General features: G+C 57.2%; 16 protein-coding genes. 1 reads left to right on the plus strand and 15 read right to left on the minus strand.

Features of this window, described 5'->3' with window-relative positions; all coding sequences use genetic code 11:
- Positions 1–62 precede the first annotated feature (62 nt).
- From rnhB to rpsB, 15 genes are all read right to left on the minus strand, one after another.
- Positions 63–689, minus strand: coding sequence for a ribonuclease HII (gene rnhB, locus AC1RKH_RS12730; protein WP_256676787.1), 627 nt, complete (start codon positions 687–689; stop codon positions 63–65).
- Positions 690–700: 11 nt separating this feature from the next.
- Complete coding sequence (lpxB, locus tag AC1RKH_RS12735) at positions 701–1,831, minus strand: lipid-A-disaccharide synthase (RefSeq protein WP_493062304.1); 1,131 nt, start codon at positions 1,829–1,831, stop codon at positions 701–703.
- A 2-nt stretch (positions 1,832–1,833) separates the two neighbouring features.
- Positions 1,834–2,610, minus strand: coding sequence for an acyl-ACP--UDP-N-acetylglucosamine O-acyltransferase (gene lpxA / locus AC1RKH_RS12740; RefSeq protein ID WP_493062305.1), 777 nt, complete (start codon positions 2,608–2,610; stop codon positions 1,834–1,836).
- Positions 2,607–3,047: a 3-hydroxyacyl-ACP dehydratase FabZ gene (fabZ, locus tag AC1RKH_RS12745; protein ID WP_071551634.1), complete on the minus strand. Its 441-nt coding sequence runs from the start codon at positions 3,045–3,047 to the stop codon at positions 2,607–2,609. Before fabZ ends, lpxA begins: the two co-directional genes overlap by 4 nt.
- Positions 3,048–3,155: 108 nt before the next feature.
- The gene (gene lpxD / locus AC1RKH_RS12750) at positions 3,156–4,211 is read right to left on the minus strand and encodes a UDP-3-O-(3-hydroxymyristoyl)glucosamine N-acyltransferase (protein WP_493062306.1); all 1,056 of its coding nucleotides are present in this window, start codon (positions 4,209–4,211) and stop codon (positions 3,156–3,158) included.
- Between the two features lie 3 nt (positions 4,212–4,214).
- On the minus strand, positions 4,215–4,718 hold the full coding sequence (locus tag AC1RKH_RS12755; RefSeq protein ID WP_071551636.1) for an OmpH/Skp family outer membrane protein: 504 nt from the start codon (positions 4,716–4,718) through the stop codon (positions 4,215–4,217).
- A gap of 45 nt (positions 4,719–4,763) precedes the next feature.
- Positions 4,764–7,154 (minus strand): outer membrane protein assembly factor BamA, encoded by a 2,391-nt coding sequence (bamA, locus tag AC1RKH_RS12760; RefSeq protein WP_493062307.1) that lies wholly within the window; start codon positions 7,152–7,154, stop codon positions 4,764–4,766.
- 74 nt (positions 7,155–7,228) lie between these two features.
- Positions 7,229–8,581 carry a sigma E protease regulator RseP gene (gene rseP / locus AC1RKH_RS12765; protein ID WP_493062308.1) on the minus strand — a complete coding sequence of 451 codons (1,353 nt, stop codon included), beginning with the start codon at positions 8,579–8,581 and terminating at the stop codon, positions 7,229–7,231.
- Between the two features lie 54 nt (positions 8,582–8,635).
- Entirely contained in the window at positions 8,636–9,826 is a 1,191-nt protein-coding gene (gene ispC / locus AC1RKH_RS12770) for a 1-deoxy-D-xylulose-5-phosphate reductoisomerase (RefSeq protein WP_123428502.1), read from the minus strand.
- On the minus strand, positions 9,823–10,629 hold the full coding sequence (locus AC1RKH_RS12775) for a phosphatidate cytidylyltransferase (RefSeq protein ID WP_493062309.1): 807 nt from the start codon (positions 10,627–10,629) through the stop codon (positions 9,823–9,825). The genes ispC and AC1RKH_RS12775 overlap by 4 nt, the downstream gene beginning before the upstream one ends.
- Positions 10,629–11,384: a polyprenyl diphosphate synthase gene (uppS, locus tag AC1RKH_RS12780; RefSeq protein WP_123428506.1), complete on the minus strand. Its 756-nt coding sequence runs from the start codon at positions 11,382–11,384 to the stop codon at positions 10,629–10,631. Before uppS ends, AC1RKH_RS12775 begins: the two co-directional genes overlap by 1 nt.
- Positions 11,385–11,401: 17 nt before the next feature.
- Positions 11,402–11,959 (minus strand): ribosome recycling factor, encoded by a 558-nt coding sequence (gene frr / locus AC1RKH_RS12785; protein ID WP_019692087.1) that lies wholly within the window; start codon positions 11,957–11,959, stop codon positions 11,402–11,404.
- On the minus strand, positions 11,956–12,699 hold the full coding sequence (gene pyrH, locus AC1RKH_RS12790; RefSeq protein WP_019692086.1) for a UMP kinase: 744 nt from the start codon (positions 12,697–12,699) through the stop codon (positions 11,956–11,958). The genes frr and pyrH overlap by 4 nt, the downstream gene beginning before the upstream one ends.
- A 209-nt stretch (positions 12,700–12,908) precedes the next feature.
- Positions 12,909–13,772, minus strand: a complete 864-nt coding sequence (tsf, locus tag AC1RKH_RS12795; protein ID WP_123428508.1) for a translation elongation factor Ts — start codon at positions 13,770–13,772, stop codon at positions 12,909–12,911.
- Positions 13,773–13,976: 204 nt separating this feature from the next.
- Complete coding sequence (gene rpsB / locus AC1RKH_RS12800; RefSeq protein ID WP_003219330.1) at positions 13,977–14,714, minus strand: 30S ribosomal protein S2; 738 nt, start codon at positions 14,712–14,714, stop codon at positions 13,977–13,979.
- A gap of 371 nt (positions 14,715–15,085) precedes the next feature.
- Between rpsB and map the strand changes: the two genes are divergently transcribed.
- The gene (map, locus tag AC1RKH_RS12805) at positions 15,086–15,868 is read left to right on the plus strand and encodes a type I methionyl aminopeptidase (protein ID WP_123428509.1); all 783 of its coding nucleotides are present in this window, start codon (positions 15,086–15,088) and stop codon (positions 15,866–15,868) included.
- Positions 15,869–15,907 lie beyond the last annotated feature (39 nt).

Here is a 15,907-nt window from a genome sequence, read left to right on the forward strand (position 1 = left end):
AAAACGTGAAGACAACAAGGCCCGGATTGTACCGGGCCTTGGCAAAAACATCAGCCTTGCAACTAGCTCTCGATCAAACCCTCACGCGCCTCGTAAGCCAGTCGAACCGGAGCAAACGAGCGCCGATGAATCGGCGTCGGCCCCAGTCGGGCCAAGGCTTCCAGATGAACGGGCGTCGGGTAGCCTTTGTGGCCACCGATGCCGTAACCCGGGTAAATCAATTCAAACGCCGCCATTTCGCGATCACGGCTGACTTTTGCCAGAATCGATGCTGCTGCAATAGCCGGGACTTTGCTATCGCCTTTGACCACTGCTTCAGCCGGCATGGCCAGTTTCGGACAGCGGTTGCCGTCGATCATCGCCAGTTTCGGCGTGATGTGCAGGCCTTCGACGGCGCGCTGCATGGCCAGCATGGTGGCGTGCAGAATATTCAGTTCATCGATTTCTTCGACTTCGGCACGGGCGATGCACCAGCTCAGGGCTTTCTCGCAAATTTCGTCGTAGAGCTTTTCGCGGCGCGCTTCAGTGAGTTTCTTCGAGTCATTGAGCCCGAGGATCGGCCGGTTCGGATCGAGGATTACCGCCGCCGTCACCACCGCGCCGCAGAGCGGACCGCGCCCCACCTCATCGACACCGGCGACCAGGTCTTCGGCGTCTGCGACGAGGGTAAAATCCAGGCCCATTTGCATCTTTACGTTACTCATTGAGGTTTGCCGATCAGATTGAGGACAGCCTCGGCGGCCTGGTTCGAGGCGTCGCGACGCAAGGTCCGGTGAATCTGGTCAAAACCGGTGGTTTGCTCTTCACCGCCATCGATCAACGGCGACAGCGTCAGCGCCAAGGCCTCGGGGGTTGCATCGTCTTGCAGCAATTCGGGCACCAGCAGACGCTGAGCCAGCAAATTCGGCAAAGAGATATAAGGGCTTTTCACCATGCGCTTGAGGATCCAGAACGTCAGCGGTGCCAGGCGGTAGGCCACAACCATCGGCCGCTTGTACAACAGGGCTTCCAGCGTCGCGGTCCCCGAAGCGATCAATACCGCATCGCAAGCAGCCAGTGCCTGATGGGAGCGACCATCGAGCAAGGTCACCGGCAAATCGCGGCTGGCCAACAACTCTTCGAGCTGTACACGGCGCTCGGGACTGGCACACGGCATGACGAACCGCACGCCGGGACGCATGGCCCGCAGACGCTCGGCGGTATCGAGGAACAAGGCACCCAGACGCCCGACCTCACCACCTCGGCTGCCCGGCATCAGGGCAACCAATGGGCCTTCAGGCAATCCCAGTTCGGCGCGCGCAGCCGAGCGGTCAGCCTCGAGGGGAATCGCATCGGCCAGCGAGTGACCGACAAACCGCACCGGCACGCCCTTCTCTTCATAGAACTTTGCTTCGAACGGGAACAGCGTGAGCATCAGGTCGCAGCCTTCGCGAATCTTCAGCACGCGCTTTTGACGCCACGCCCAAACCGACGGGCTGACGTAATGCACGGTCTTGATCCCGGCCTGACGCAGTTTGAGTTCGATATTGAGGGTGAAATCCGGGGCGTCGATGCCGATGAACACATCCGGCTTTTCGGCTATCAGGGTCGCGATCAGTTTTTTGCGGCGGGCCAGCAGCTCGCGCAATCGACCGAGCACCTCGACCAGGCCCATGACCGCCAGACGCTCCATCGGGAAATAAGAGGTCAGGCCTTCAGCCTGCATCAGCGGACCGCCGACACCGATGAATTCAACCGCAGGATGCTGTGCCTTGAGTGCGCGCATCAGGCCCGCGCCCAGAATATCGCCGGAGGCTTCGCCCGCCACCAGCGCAATACGCAGATTAGCCATGATTAACGGGTGATGCCGCGAGTCGAAGACTGGATCGAGTCACGGAACACCGCGACTTCCGGGAACTGCTCTGATGGCTCGGTCAACTCGGCAAGTGCCTGTTCGACCGTCAAACCCTGGCGATAAACCACTTTGTAGGCACGACGCAGCGCGTGGATCGCGTCCTCGCTGAACCCGCGACGGCGCATGCCTTCGAAGTTCATGCTGCGGGCTTCGGCAGGGTTGCCAAACACCGTGACATAGGCCGGAACGTCTTTGCCAATGGCGGTGCCCATGCCGGAAAAGCTGTGGGCGCCAATATGGCAATACTGATGAACCAGGGTAAAACCGGAAAGGATCGCCCAGTCATCGACGTGCACATGACCGGCCAACGCAGTGTTGTTGACCAGGATGCAGTTATTGCCGATAACGCTGTCATGGCCAATGTGGGCATAAGCCATGATCAGGTTGTGATCACCCAGGGTCGTTTCGGAACGATCCTGAATCGTGCCACGGTGAATCGTCACGCCTTCACGGATGACATTGTGGTCACCGATCACCAGACGGGTTTCCTCACCCTTGTACTTCAAATCGGGCGTGTCCTCACCTACCGAGGAAAACTGGTAAATGCGGTTGTGCTTACCGATACGTGTCGGACCCTTGAGAATCACGTGCGGGCCGATCACTGTTCCCTCGCCGATTTCCACACCAGCGCCGACGATCGACCACGGGCCGACCTCGACGTCGTCGGCCAGAATGGCCGTCGGATCGATGATTGCGCGAGGGTCAATCAAACTCATAGTTTGCGTTCCGCACAGATGATTTCAGCAGAGCAGACTGGCTTGCCATCGACCGAAGCCTGGCATTCGAACTTCCAGATCTGACGCTTGCAGCTGATGAACCTGGCTTCAAGAATCAACTGATCACCCGGCAGAACCGGTTGGCGGAAACGCAGCTTGTCGGAGCCGACGAAGTAGTAAAGCGTGCCATCGGCAGGCTTGACGTCGAGCATTTTGAAGCCAAGGATCCCGGCAGCCTGAGCCATCGCTTCAATGATCAGTACGCCCGGCATGATTGGATGCGCCGGAAAGTGACCATTGAAGAACGGCTCGTTGATGCTGACATTCTTGTAGGCGCGAATGCGCTTGCCCTCAACATCCAGCTCCACTACCCGGTCCACCAACAGGAACGGGTAACGGTGAGGCAGGTATTCGCGAATCTCGTTGATGTCCATCATTTCGGGGGGAAGCCTATGTAAAGATTGGGAGCGCGCGACTGACGCACACTCCTCTAGCAAATCAAGGAGGCAGTCTAACGGCTGTGCACACTTGATATGGAAATGGTATCAGCCATCTGATGAAGCATTGCTGTCAGGGGTCACGTCCCCAACACGCTTTTCCAGCTGTCGCAGACGTCGCGCGATGTCATCGAGCTGACGGATACGTGCCGCGCTTTTACGCCACTCGGCAGCCGGTTGCATGGCCGTTCCGGAGGAATATGAACCCGGCTCGGTAATCGAGTGAGTCACCATGGTCATTCCGGTCAGGAATACGTTGTCGCAAATATCAATGTGCCCGACCAGCCCTACACCACCCGCCAGCATGCAGTGCTTGCCGATTTTGGTGCTGCCGGAAATCCCCACGCACGCCGCCATGGCGGTGTGATCACCGACCTGCACGTTGTGGGCAATCTGAATCTGGTTATCGAGCTTCACGCCATTGCCGATGATGGTGTCGGCCAACGCGCCGCGGTCGATGGCGGTATTCACGCCAATCTCCACATCGTCACCGATCAATACCCCACCGACCTGGGCGATTTTCTGCCAGATACCTTTTTCGTTGGCAAAACCAAAGCCTTCACCACCGAGCACGGCGCCGGACTGAATGACCACGCGCCTGCCAATGCGAACGTCGTGGTACAGCGTCACACGCGGGGCCAACCAGCCGCCCTCGCCGATCTCGCTGCGCGCACCAATGAAGCAGTGCGCACCGACCGTCACGCCTGCGGCGATTCGCGCAGCGCTTTCGATCACGGCAAACGCGCCGATACTCGCCGCCGGATCAACCACTGCATCCGCCGCCACAACCGCTGTCGGATGAATACCGGCAGCAGCCTTCGGCTTGGGATCGAACAGATGGGAAACCCGCGCATACGCCGCGTACGGATCGGGCACAACCAGCGCATCACCGGCAAAACCTTCTGCGTCAGCGGCCTTCAGCAACACGGCTGCAGCCTGGCTGTCGGCCAGATATTTACGGTATTGGGGGTTTGCCAGAAAGCTCAACTGAGCTGGGCCAGCCTCCTGCAAGGTGGCTAGCCCAGTGATTTCTTTCTCCGGGTCGCCACGTAGGGTGGCGCCGAGGAACTCGGCCAATTGGCCGAGCTTTATAGTCGCTGTCATGGATTACTTCAGCTGATTCATGCGCTCGATAACCTGGCGAGTGATGTCGTACTGAGGTTTGACATCAATCACTGCGCCACGCTCGAAGACCAGGTCATAAGCACCTTTCTTGATGACTTCTTCCACAGCGCTATCCAGTTTCGGCTTGAGCTGCTTCAGCATTTCACGGTCAGCAACGGCTTTGGCTTCGTTCAGCTCTTTGGACTGGAACTGGAAGTCACGAGCCTTCTGCTTGAACTCGAGCTCAAGACGCTCACGCTCGCCCTGGGCCATTTTGTCGCCACCGCTAACCAGACGATCCTGGATGCCTTTGGCACTGCTTTCCAGGGTTTTGAGCTTGGTCAACTGCGGGCCGAACTTCTTCTCGGCATCCACGGCGTACTTCTTCGCCGCGTCAGACTCCAGCAGAGCCATTTGATAGTTCAGTACCGCGATTTTCATTTCGGCAAATGCCGGGGTTGCTACCAGGACAGTTGCCAGGAGAACCAATTGAGTCAACTTACGCACGATGCACTCCTACAAAATCCATTGTCGTTATCTTGGATCAGACTATTAGAAAGTCTGACCGAGGGAGAATTGGAACACCTGGGTCTCTGCATTGCTGTCCGGTTTCTTGACCGGCATTGCCAAGGCAAAGCTCAACGGACCGAGGGCGGTAACCCATGTCACGCCAACGCCCACCGAACTGGCCATATTGGCCAGACTGACGTCGTTGCACTGCGTTTGGGACAGAGTGCCATTGGTATTCCTGACCTGCTCGCACTTGGAGTCGAATACGTTGCCGACGTCCCAGAATACAGAGGTACGCAGGGATCGTTGATCCTTGACGAAAGGCAATGGGAAGAGAACTTCTACACCACCTTGAATCAGGACGTTACCACCAAATGGCAGCGCATTAGTATCCGGGTCAGCGAGGGTGCCCTGGTTCCCGGTCACCCCAACACCACGGCTCGGGGTACCACGAGGGCCAAGCGTACTGTCCTTGAAACCACGGACCGAGTTGAAACCACCGGCATAATAGTTCTCGTAGAACGGCAACCCGTTTGTAGAACCATAACCATCGCCGTAACCCAGTTCGGTATGCAGGCGCATGGTGTAGTTTTCAGACAACGGCTGGAACAGCTGACCACGGTAGTCGAGCTTGAAGAACGACAGATCGCTGCCTGGTGTAGTGGCTTCCAGTGTCAGGCTTTGCGAGTGACCACGGGTCGCCAGCACACCTTTGTTCAGTGTGGACTCGGACCAACCGGCTGAAGCCTTGAAGTTCAGGTACTGGTCGCCTTGCGTGTTAACGAAGTTGAAAATCTCGTCGACGGTGTACTGACCGGTTTTGATCTTGTCTTGCTGTGCCGTCAGGCCGAAAGTCAGACGCGAAGTCTCGCTGATCGGATAACCGACATTGACACCCGCACCCAGACTGTCTACCGCGTAGCTGGCTACGTTGACATCGAGGTTCTTGTAGTCAGTCGTGCGATAGAACACGTTGTAGCCCAGGCTCACGCCATCGGCAGTCCAGTACGGGTCGACATAACCGAAGTTGTAACGGCTCTGGTACTGGCTACGGGTCAAGCCGATGCTGACCTTGTTACCGGTACCCAGGAAGTTGTTCTGGGTAATCGAACCACCCAGGATCAAACCGGCGCTCTGAGCAAAACCAACGCTGGCGGTAATCGAACCGGAAGCTTGTTCTTCAACGGCGTAGTTCACGTCAACCTGGTCATCGACACCCGGTACGGCCGGAGTCTCGACGTTGACTTCCTTGAAGAAGCCCAGACGCTCCAGACGGGTCTTGGACTGGTCGATCAGGTAGGTCGAAGCCCAGCCACCTTCCATCTGGCGCATTTCACGACGCAGCACTTCGTCTTCCGACTTGGTGTTGCCGCGGAAGTTGATACGGTTTACGTAAGCACGCTTGCCCGGATCGACCACAAAAGTGATATCGACCGTGTGATCGTCATCATGTGGAGTCGGTACACCGTTGACGTTGGCGAAGGTGTAACCCTCGTTACCCAGGCGACGGGTGATCAATTCAGAAGTCGTGGTCATCAGCTTGCGCGAGAACACCTGACCTTTTTGCACCAGCAGCAGCGCCTTGACCTGGTCTTCAGGGACTTTCAGGTCACCGCTGAGCTTCACGTCACGAACGTTGTACTTCTGACCTTCGTTGACGTTAACGGTGATATAGACGTGTTTTTTGTCCGGAGTGATCGAAACCTGGGTCGAAGCGATATCCATGTTGATATAGCCACGGTCCAGGTAATAGGAGCGCAGACGCTCCAGGTCACCGGAGAGTTTTTCACGAGCGTACTTGTCATCGTTCTTGAAGAACGACAGCCAGTTGGTGGTCTTGAGTTCGAACAGGTCGATCAGGTCTTCATCAGGGAAAACCGTGTTACCCACCACGTTGATGTGCTGGATGGCGGCAACAGTGCCTTCGTTGATATTGACCTTCAAGCCAACGCGGTTACGCGGCTGAGGAACAACCTCGGTATCGACGGTCGCAGAGTAGCGGCCTTGAGCGACGTACTGACGCTGCAGCTCGTTACGCACGCCTTCAAGCGTCGCACGCTGGAAGATCTCGCCTTCGGCCAGACCGGATTGTTTAAGGCCTTTCATCAGGTCTTCAGTGGAGATCGCCTTGTTACCCTCGATCTCGATACTGGCAACCGACGGACGCTCGACTACAGTGATGACCAGGACATTGCCATCGCGGCCCAGCTGGATATCTTGAAAGAACCCGGTTTTGAACAGCGCACGAGTGGATTCCACCAGGCGACGATCATCCGCCTGTTCACCGACGTTCAACGGCAAGGCACCAAAGACGCTACCCGCGGATACCCGCTGGAGGCCATTGACGCGAATATCGGAGATAGTGAAGGACTCGGCGTGAACTTCGGCGATCATCAATACGGTGAGAACCGCAGTTAGCAGCAGACGTTTCATGAAGTCCTTTCTTATTCCAACTGGCAATAAACAAACTGCCGCAAAATGCGGCAGATTCGCAATTCAGCGAAGCGTTACAGTCGACCCAGATCGTTGACCAGAGCAAGCAACATCACCCCGATCACCAAACTGATACCGATCTGTATCCCCCAACTCTGCACCCGATCCGACAAGGGACGACCACGCGTCCACTCGATCAGATAAAACAACAAATGCCCCCCATCCAGTACAGGAATGGGCAACAAATTCAGAACTCCCAGGCTAATACTCAGATAAGCCAGGAAATTCAGGAAATCAGCGACACCCGACTGGGCAGAAGCGCCCGCCACTTTAGCAATGGTTATCGGTCCACTCAAGTTTTTTACCGAGAGCTCGCCGAACAACATTTTCTTTAGTGAATCAAGGGTCAACACACTCATGGTCCAGGTGCGTCGAGCACCCTCGCCAATTGCTGCCACAGGACCGAAGCTGACCTCGCGAATCATGGCTGGTGGCCAATCGACAGCTTTCACCCCGGCTCCCAGATAACCAGTGGCCACTTTTTCCTTGCCACGGGTTGCCAAAGTCACAGGGACGTCGATTTGAGCACCGTCGCGCTCAATGTGCAGCACAATTTTGGTATCAGGACGTACACGGACCCAATCAACCACTTGCTGCCAGTCGCTCAACGCCTGACCATCGAGCGCCAGCAGACGGTCGCCGGTCTTCAGGCCTGCAGCCTGCGCCGGGCCTTTGGGGTCGAGTTCAGCCAACACGGGGGGCAATTCCGGACGCCAAGGACGAATACCCAGCGAGCGAATCGGATCCGGCTCATCGGCGCCCTTGAGCCAATGGTCCAGGACCAGCTCACGAGGTGAATCAGCGGTAGAGCCCTGCTCGCGCACCAGCAACTGCAAGGAACCGCTTTCACCGAGACGCCGGACCAGCTGCAGATTCACTGCCGCCCAACCCGAAGTCGGCTCGCCGTCGATAGCGACAATTTCCTGGCCTGGGCTCAAACCAGCCTTGGCGGCAAGACTGCCGATCTCAACGGCACCAATGACGGGGCGCACCTGCTCCGTCCCCAGCATTGCCAGCGCCCAAAAGAACACCAATGCCAACAGGAAGTTGGCGATAGGCCCGGCAGCAACGATTGCGATGCGCTGACGAACGGATTTTCGGTTGAAGGCCTGGTCAAGCTGATCGGCCGGCACTTCACCTTCACGCTCATCGAGCATTTTCACGTAGCCACCCAGAGGGATGGCGGCGATTACGAACTCGGTGCCGCGCCGATCATGCCAGCGCAGCAACGGCAGGCCGAAACCCACGGAGAAACGCAGAACCTTGACGCCACAGCGACGCGCAACCCAGAAATGGCCAAATTCATGGAAGGTGACCAGCACGCCCAAAGCCACCAGGGTGCCGACAATCATATAGAGCGCGCTCATCTACTTTCTCCGCAATCCTATTCAGTGCTGCCGCGAGCAAACCAGCCGCAACACCTATCGCCCGTGACGACTCAACCAACGCTCGGCAAGGACACGCGCTTTCGCGTCCGCAGTGAAAACCGCATCGAGATCATCGACCGAAACCACAGGTTCGAGGTTTAACACCTCCTCGATGATACTCGCGATCTCCAGGTAACGGACACGTCCATCGAGAAAGGCTGCAACAGCTACCTCATTCGCGGCGTTCAGCATGGCCGGAGCACTGTTGCCGGCCTCCGCCGCATGACGCGCCAGACGCAAGCACGGGAAACGCTCTTCGTCAGGCGCCTGGAAGTCCAGACGCGCGATCGCGAACAGATCAAGCGGCGCAACCCCGGAGTCGATGCGCTCAGGCCATGCCAGCGCGTTAGCGATCGGTGTCCGCATATCCGGATTGCCCAACTGCGCCAATACCGAACCATCAACGTAGTCGACCAGCGAATGAATCACGCTTTGTGGATGAATCACCACTTCGATCTGCGACGGTTTGGCATCAAACAGCCAACAGGCCTCGATCAACTCCAGGCCCTTGTTCATCATGCTGGCCGAATCGACCGAAATCTTGCGCCCCATCGACCAGTTGGGATGGGCACACGCCTGCTCTGGCGTAACATGCGCCAACTCAGCCATGGACGTCTGCCGGAACGGACCGCCAGAGGCTGTCAGCAAAATCCGTCGAACGCCTACAGCGCCAAGCCCACGGGAAAAGTCTGCGGGCATGCACTGAAAGATTGCGTTGTGCTCGCTGTCGATGGGCAGCAGCACTGACCCGCTCTTGTGCACGGCCTGCATGAACAGAGCGCCGGACATCACCAGCGCTTCTTTGTTGGCCAGCAGAATCTTCTTGCCCGCCTCGACCGCCGCCAGCGTCGGACGCAAACCGGCCGCACCGACAATCGCCGCCATCACCGCATCGACTTCAGCGTCGGAGGCGACCTGACACAAGCCCTCCTCCCCCACCAGAACGCGCGTCGAAAGGCCTGCCGCCCGCAGATCGTCTTGCAGGCGCCGGGCAGCCACGGGCTCTGGCACCACCGCAAAACGCGGCACATGGCGAATGCACAAGGCCAGCAGCTCACTCAGACGAGAGAAACCGCTCAAAGCGAAGACTTGATAGCGCTCAGGGTGACGAGCGATGACATCAAGGGTGCTCAGACCAATGGAGCCGGTCGCACCCAGGACAGTGATCTGTTGTGGGCGGCTCATGGTGCTGCCATCCACAGCAATACAGCAAACACGGGAATCGCCGCGGTGAGACTGTCGATACGGTCCAGTACGCCGCCGTGGCCAGGCAGCAGATTACTGCTGTCCTTGATTCCCGACTGACGCTTGAACATGCTTTCGGTCAAATCGCCGATCACCGAAATAAACACGATAATCGCCGCGCCGATCAACCCTTTCAGCATCTCGCCGGTCGTCCAGTCACGCACCAGGCCAACAATGGCGGTGATCACCAGACTCAGCAGCAAACCACCGTACACACCTTCCCAGCTTTTGCCGGGACTGACGTGCGGAGCAAGTTTACGCTTGCCAAATGCCCGACCGGAAAAGTAAGCGCCAATGTCTGCGCCCCAGACCAACACCATTACCGCCATGATCAGCCAGTTACCCAGCGGCTCCTGCTTGATCAGAATCAGACCCTGCCAGGCCGGCAACAGAATCAGCAGGCCGATCACCAGCTTGCAGGCTGCACTGGCCCAATGTTCGCTGGTCTTGGGATAGGTCAGCACCAGGTAAGTCGCCGCTGCCCACCAGAGCACCGCAGCCCCCAACACCCAAGGCGAAAGCCCTGGCAGCACATGCATGACAAACAGCATTGCCGCGACCACGGCCGCATAAGCGAGGCGAATCGGTTGCGCAGTGAAACCCGCCAAACGCGCCCATTCCCAGGCACCAAGGGTCACGACCAGGCCGATAAACAGCGCAAAACCGGAACCCTCGAGCAGAAAAAATCCGCACAGGGCGATCGGTAGCAGGATCAGCGCAGTGATGATTCGTTGTTTAAGCATTAAACCCGGGCCCCAGCCTCGACCTGCTCACTCGTTTTACCGAAGCGACGCTGGCGAGAAGCGAAATCGGCCAGCGCATTACGCATGGCTTCGTGTTTGAAGTCCGGCCAGAACAGGTCGGAAAAATACAGCTCGGAGTACGCCAACTGCCACAGCAGGAAGTTGCTGATGCGATGCTCGCCGCCGGTACGAATGCACAAATCCGGTAACGGTAGATCACCGGTAGCCAGGCAGGTTTGCAGCAATTGCGGGGTGATGTCATCCGGACGCAAATGCCCGGCTTGAACTTCTCGCGCCAGACGCTGCGCAGCCTGCGCGATATCCCACTGGCCGCCGTAGTTCGCAGCGATCTGCAGAACAAAACGATTGGCGCCCACTGTCATTGCCTCCGCCTCACGCATTGCCGCTTGAAGCTCGGGATGAAAACGCGAACGGTCACCGATAATACGCAGCGTGATGTTGTTGTCGTTGAGGCGCTTGGCCTCGCGACGCAATGCCTTGAAAAACAAATCCATCAAGGCACTGACTTCATCGGCTGGACGCTGCCAGTTTTCACTGGAGAAGGCGAACAGGGTCAGTACTTCGACCCCGGCCTCAGCACACACCTCGATGACCGCGCGAACGGCATCGACGCCAGCCTTGTGCCCGGCAACGCCAGGCAAGAAACGTTTTTTTGCCCAGCGATTATTGCCGTCCATGATGATCGCGACATGGCGCGGCACCACGGAGGGCGCAGTCTGCTTGGTCTTTTCCATGAAGGCGTCCTGACCCCTTATACGGCCATCAGGTCCTTTTCTTTGTCTTCAGTGAGCTTATTGATCTGAGCCTCGAAGTCCTTGATCAACTTGTCGATATCGGCACTCGCGCGACGCTCTTCGTCTTCGCTGATTTCCTTATCCTTGACCAGCTTCTTCAGGTCGCCCAGCGCATCACGGCGAATATTACGCACCGCGACACGAGCATCTTCGGCTGCGCTGCGCGCTTGCTTGGTGAAGCCCTTGCGGGTCTCCTCGGTCAAGGCCGGCATAGATATCAGCAGCAACTCACCCAGGTTCGTTGGGTTGAGGTTCAGACCAGCACTCTGGATCGCCTTATCGACCGCTGCGAGCATGTTGCGCTCGAAAGCCACGACTTGCAGGGTCCGGGAGTCCTTCACGGTGACGTTGGCCACGCTGCTCAAAGGAGTATCCGAACCGTAGTAAGGCACCATCACGCTGCCCAGGATACTTGGGTGCGCCTTGCCTGTACGAATCTGACCAAAAGCGTGCGCCAGCGACTCCAGGGATTTGGTCATGCGCTCTTGAGCGTCTTTCTTGATTTCGTTGATCATTGTTCGCCTTCCTCGATCAGGGTTCCTTCAGCGCCGCCATGCACGATGTTCAGCAGGGCGCCGGGCTTGTTCATGTTAAATACGCGCAGCGGCATTTTGTGGTCGCGGCACAGGCAAATAGCCGTCAGATCCATCACGCCCAGCTTGCGATCCAGCACTTCATCGTAGGTCAGATGATCGAACTTCTCGGCATGCGGGTCTTTGAATGGGTCAGCGGTGTACACACCATCAACCTTGGTCGCTTTCAACACGACATCAGCATCGATCTCGATCGCTCGCAGGCAAGCGGCCGAGTCCGTGGTGAAGAACGGGTTGCCGGTACCGGCAGCGAAAATGACCACTTCCTTGGCGTTCAGGTGACGCATGGCTTTGCGGCGATCGTAATGATCGGTCACGCCCACCATGGAAATAGCCGACATCACGATGGCCGAGATATTCGCACGTTCCAGCGCATCACGCATGGCCAGAGCGTTCATCACAGTGGCCAGCATGCCCATGTGGTCGCCAGTTACCCGATCCATACCGGCCGCACTCAGTGCCGCGCCGCGGAACAGATTACCACCACCAATCACCAGACCGACCTGAACGCCGATACCGACCAGTTGGCCGACTTCCAGCGCCATGCGATCCAGAACCTTGGGATCGATCCCGAACTCTTCGGAGCCCATCAGGGCCTCGCCGCTAAGCTTGAGTAGAATGCGTTTATAGCGAGCCTGATAACCACTGCCCTGCTGAGCCATTGCGAATCTCTCCTGCGGCGTATTTAAAAAATTCTTTGCGGGCTGTTTGCAGCCTGCGTTCACTCTGGTTTGACGCTATCACAGCGCCATCGGAACACGGCTTTGTAAGCCAGTTCCGACGGAAAACCAAATAAATTGGCTTCCCCATCTGAAAAGAGGCTGCGCGCGTGAGCGGGCAGCCTCTTCAGGGCGACAGTTAAAAAACCGTCTTACGACTTGGCAGCAGCCAGCTGGGCAGCAACTTCTTCAGCGAAGTTGTCGACTGGCTTCTCGATGCCTTCGCCTACTTTGAAGTAGGTGAAGGAAACGATTTCAGCACCGGCTTTCTTGGCCAGCTCGCCGACCTTGATTTCAGGGTTCTTGACGAACGCCTGCTCAACCAGGCTGGCTTCGGCCAGGAACTTGCTGATACGGCCTTTGACCATGTTTTCAACGATGTTTTCCGGCTTGCCGGCGATCTTGTCAGCGTTCAGCGTCAGGAACACGCCTTTCTCGCGCTCGATCGCTTCAGCGGAAACTTCCGATGGCAGCAGGAATTCAGGGTTGGTGGCCGCTACGTGCATAGCGATGTCCTTGGCCAGCTCAACGCTGCCGCCTTTCAGGACAACTGCAACACCGATCTTGTTGCCGTGCAGGTAACCACCGACAACGTCACCTTCAACGCGTGCCAGACGACGGATGTTGACGTTTTCGCCAACCTTGCCGACCAGTACCAGGCGATCAGCTTCTTGAGCTTCGATCAGCGGAGCAACGTCTACCAGCTTGTCGGCGAACGCTTTTTCAACGCTTGCAGCAACAAATGCCTTGAAGTCGTCCTGCAGGGCCAGGAAGTCGGTCTGCGAGTTCACTTCCAGCAGAACGGCGGATTTACCGTCTTCCTTCAGAGCGATAGCGCCTTCAGCAGCAACGTTGCCTGCTTTTTTGGCTGCCTTGATGGCGCCCGAAGCGCGCATGTCATCAATGGCTTTTTCGATGTCGCCGCCAGCCTTGGTCAAGGCTTTCTTGCAGTCCATCATGCCTTCGCCAGTACGCTCGCGCAGTTCTTTGACCAACGCTGCAGTAATCTCTGCCATTTCAAAATTCCTCTTGGATAGGTTATCAACCATTCCACCCGATCGAACGGGCGTTCAATTCTTCCCGAACCACCCTTGTTAGCTGCTGCACATTACAAATGCAGTAGCGGCATCCCTGAAACGGGCGCCAACAAATGGTTTTCGAGGTGGCAAAAAGGGGGCCAAGCCCCCTTTTTGCTTACTGAGTCAACGCCAAGGCGTCAGTTACTCAGCTGCTGCTACCGGAGCTTCTTCAACGAACTGCTCGGTGCCGCCAGCAACGTGGTTGCGACCACGGATTACAGCGTCAGCCATCGAACCCATGTACAGCTGGATAGCGCGGATTGCGTCATCGTTGCCTGGGATGATGTAGTCAACGCCTTCCGGGCTGCTGTTGGTATCGACTACGCCGATAACCGGGATGCCCAGCTTGTTGGCTTCGGTGATCGCGATGCGCTCGTGATCAACGTCGATAACGAACAGTGCGTCAGGCAGACCGCCCATGTCCTTGATACCACCCAGGGAACGATCGAGCTTTTCCAGGTCGCGAGTGCGCATCAGCGCCTCTTTCTTGGTCAGCTTGGCGAAAGTACCGTCTTCGGCTTGCACTTCAAGGTCACGCAGACGCTTGATGGAAGCACGGATGGTTTTGAAGTTGGTCAGCATGCCGCCCAACCAGCGGTGATCGACGTACGGCGAACCGCAACGTGCTGCTTCTTCAGCAACGATCTTGCCAGCGGAACGCTTGGTGCCGACGAACAGGATCTTGTTTTTGCCCTGGGCCAGACGCTCTACGAAAGTCAGAGCTTCGTTGAACATTGGCAGGGTTTTTTCAAGGTTGATGATGTGGATCTTGTTACGCGCGCCGAAAATGTATTTACCCATTTTCGGGTTCCAGTAACGGGTCTGGTGACCGAAGTGCACACCGGCCTTCAGCATATCGCGCATGTTGACTTGGGACATGATAGTTCCTTAATAAGTCGGGTTTGGCCTCCACGTATCCCAATGACCAACCAGCAGCATCAGCTGAAGGCACCCAGGTCATCGTGTCGACACGTGTGTGGATTTAGGCTTTTCAGGGTATCCCCGGAAAGCGGCGCATTTTATATCACAAGGAGGGCGAAAACGAAACCCGGATTCTTGAAACCGGATAAGCGCTTTTGTCCCGGCCCTTGGAATCCCCCCAGAATGCGCCATTCTATAGAGAGAAGCGATGCACAGAGGCGCAGATTTGCCGTGATCGTCTGTTAGAATCGCGTTTTTCAGGGCTGCGAGCAGCATCACGCAGAGCCCATTCCGTATAGAAAACGCCACTGAGCGTAGAGAGAGCCTGTATGACCGTCACCCTCAAAACCCCAGAGGACATCGCAAAAATGCGTATCGCCGGCAAACTTGCCGCCGATGTGCTGGAAATGATTGCCGAATTCGTCAAACCCGGCGTCACGACCGAAGAGCTGGATCGCATCTGCCACGACTACATCGTCAACGAGCAGAAAGCCATCCCTGCCCCGCTCAACTACAAAGGCTTTCCGAAGTCGATCTGCACCTCGATCAACCACGTGGTCTGCCACGGCATTCCAAACGAGAAGCCGCTTAAAGATGGCGACACGCTGAACATCGACGTCACCGTAATCAAAGATGGCTATCACGGTGATACCAGCCGCATGTTCCACGTCGGCAACGTGCCGGTTTGGGCCGAGCGCCTGTCGCAAGTCACCCAGGAATGCATGTACAAGGCCATCGAACTGGTCAAGCCTGGCTGCCGCCTCGGCGATATCGGCGAAGTCATCCAGAAGCACGCTGAAAAGAACGGCTTCTCGGTGGTTCGCGAATTCTGCGGTCACGGCATCGGCAAGGTGTTCCACGAAGAACCGCAAATCCTGCATTACGGCCGCGCCGGCACCGGCATGGAACTGAAAGCCGGCATGACCTTCACCATCGAGCCAATGATCAATCAGGGCCGTGCCGACACCAAGGTACTCGGCGACGGCTGGACCGCGATCACCAAGGATCGCAAGCTGTCGGCCCAGTGGGAGCACACCCTTCTGGTGACCGAAACCGGCTACGAGATCTTCACCTTGCGCAGCGATGACACCATCCCTCGCGTTTCGGCCTGATCTGACAAGCTCCGCACCCAGCCTATAGAAGGAAAGCCA

This window comes from Pseudomonas sp. GW822-FHT06B12 (assembly GCF_058799675.1).

Bases quoted from the DNA above. Each gene is read 5' to 3' on its own strand.
- rnhB (WP_256676787.1), bottom strand. From the start codon at position 689: ATGCAAATGGGCCTGGATTTTACCCTCGTCGCAGACGCCGAAGACCTG.
- lpxB (WP_493062304.1), bottom strand. From the start codon at position 1,831: ATGGCTAATCTGCGTATTGCGCTGGTGGCGGGCGAAGCCTCCGGCGAT.
- lpxA (WP_493062305.1), bottom strand. From the start codon at position 2,610: ATGAGTTTGATTGACCCTCGCGCAATCATCGATCCGACGGCCATTCTG.
- fabZ (WP_071551634.1), bottom strand. From the start codon at position 3,047: ATGATGGACATCAACGAGATTCGCGAATACCTGCCTCACCGTTACCCG.
- lpxD (WP_493062306.1), bottom strand. From the start codon at position 4,211: ATGACAGCGACTATAAAGCTCGGCCAATTGGCCGAGTTCCTCGGCGCC.
- bamA (WP_493062307.1), bottom strand. From the start codon at position 7,154: ATGAAACGTCTGCTGCTAACTGCGGTTCTCACCGTATTGATGATCGCC.
- rseP (WP_493062308.1), bottom strand. From the start codon at position 8,581: ATGAGCGCGCTCTATATGATTGTCGGCACCCTGGTGGCTTTGGGCGTG.
- ispC (WP_123428502.1), bottom strand. From the start codon at position 9,826: ATGAGCCGCCCACAACAGATCACTGTCCTGGGTGCGACCGGCTCCATT.
- AC1RKH_RS12775 (WP_493062309.1), bottom strand. From the start codon at position 10,629: ATGCTTAAACAACGAATCATCACTGCGCTGATCCTGCTACCGATCGCC.
- uppS (WP_123428506.1), bottom strand. From the start codon at position 11,384: ATGGAAAAGACCAAGCAGACTGCGCCCTCCGTGGTGCCGCGCCATGTC.
- frr (WP_019692087.1), bottom strand. From the start codon at position 11,959: ATGATCAACGAAATCAAGAAAGACGCTCAAGAGCGCATGACCAAATCC.
- pyrH (WP_019692086.1), bottom strand. From the start codon at position 12,699: ATGGCTCAGCAGGGCAGTGGTTATCAGGCTCGCTATAAACGCATTCTA.
- tsf (WP_123428508.1), bottom strand. From the start codon at position 13,772: ATGGCAGAGATTACTGCAGCGTTGGTCAAAGAACTGCGCGAGCGTACT.
- rpsB (WP_003219330.1), bottom strand. From the start codon at position 14,714: ATGTCCCAAGTCAACATGCGCGATATGCTGAAGGCCGGTGTGCACTTC.
- map (WP_123428509.1), top strand. From the start codon at position 15,086: ATGACCGTCACCCTCAAAACCCCAGAGGACATCGCAAAAATGCGTATC.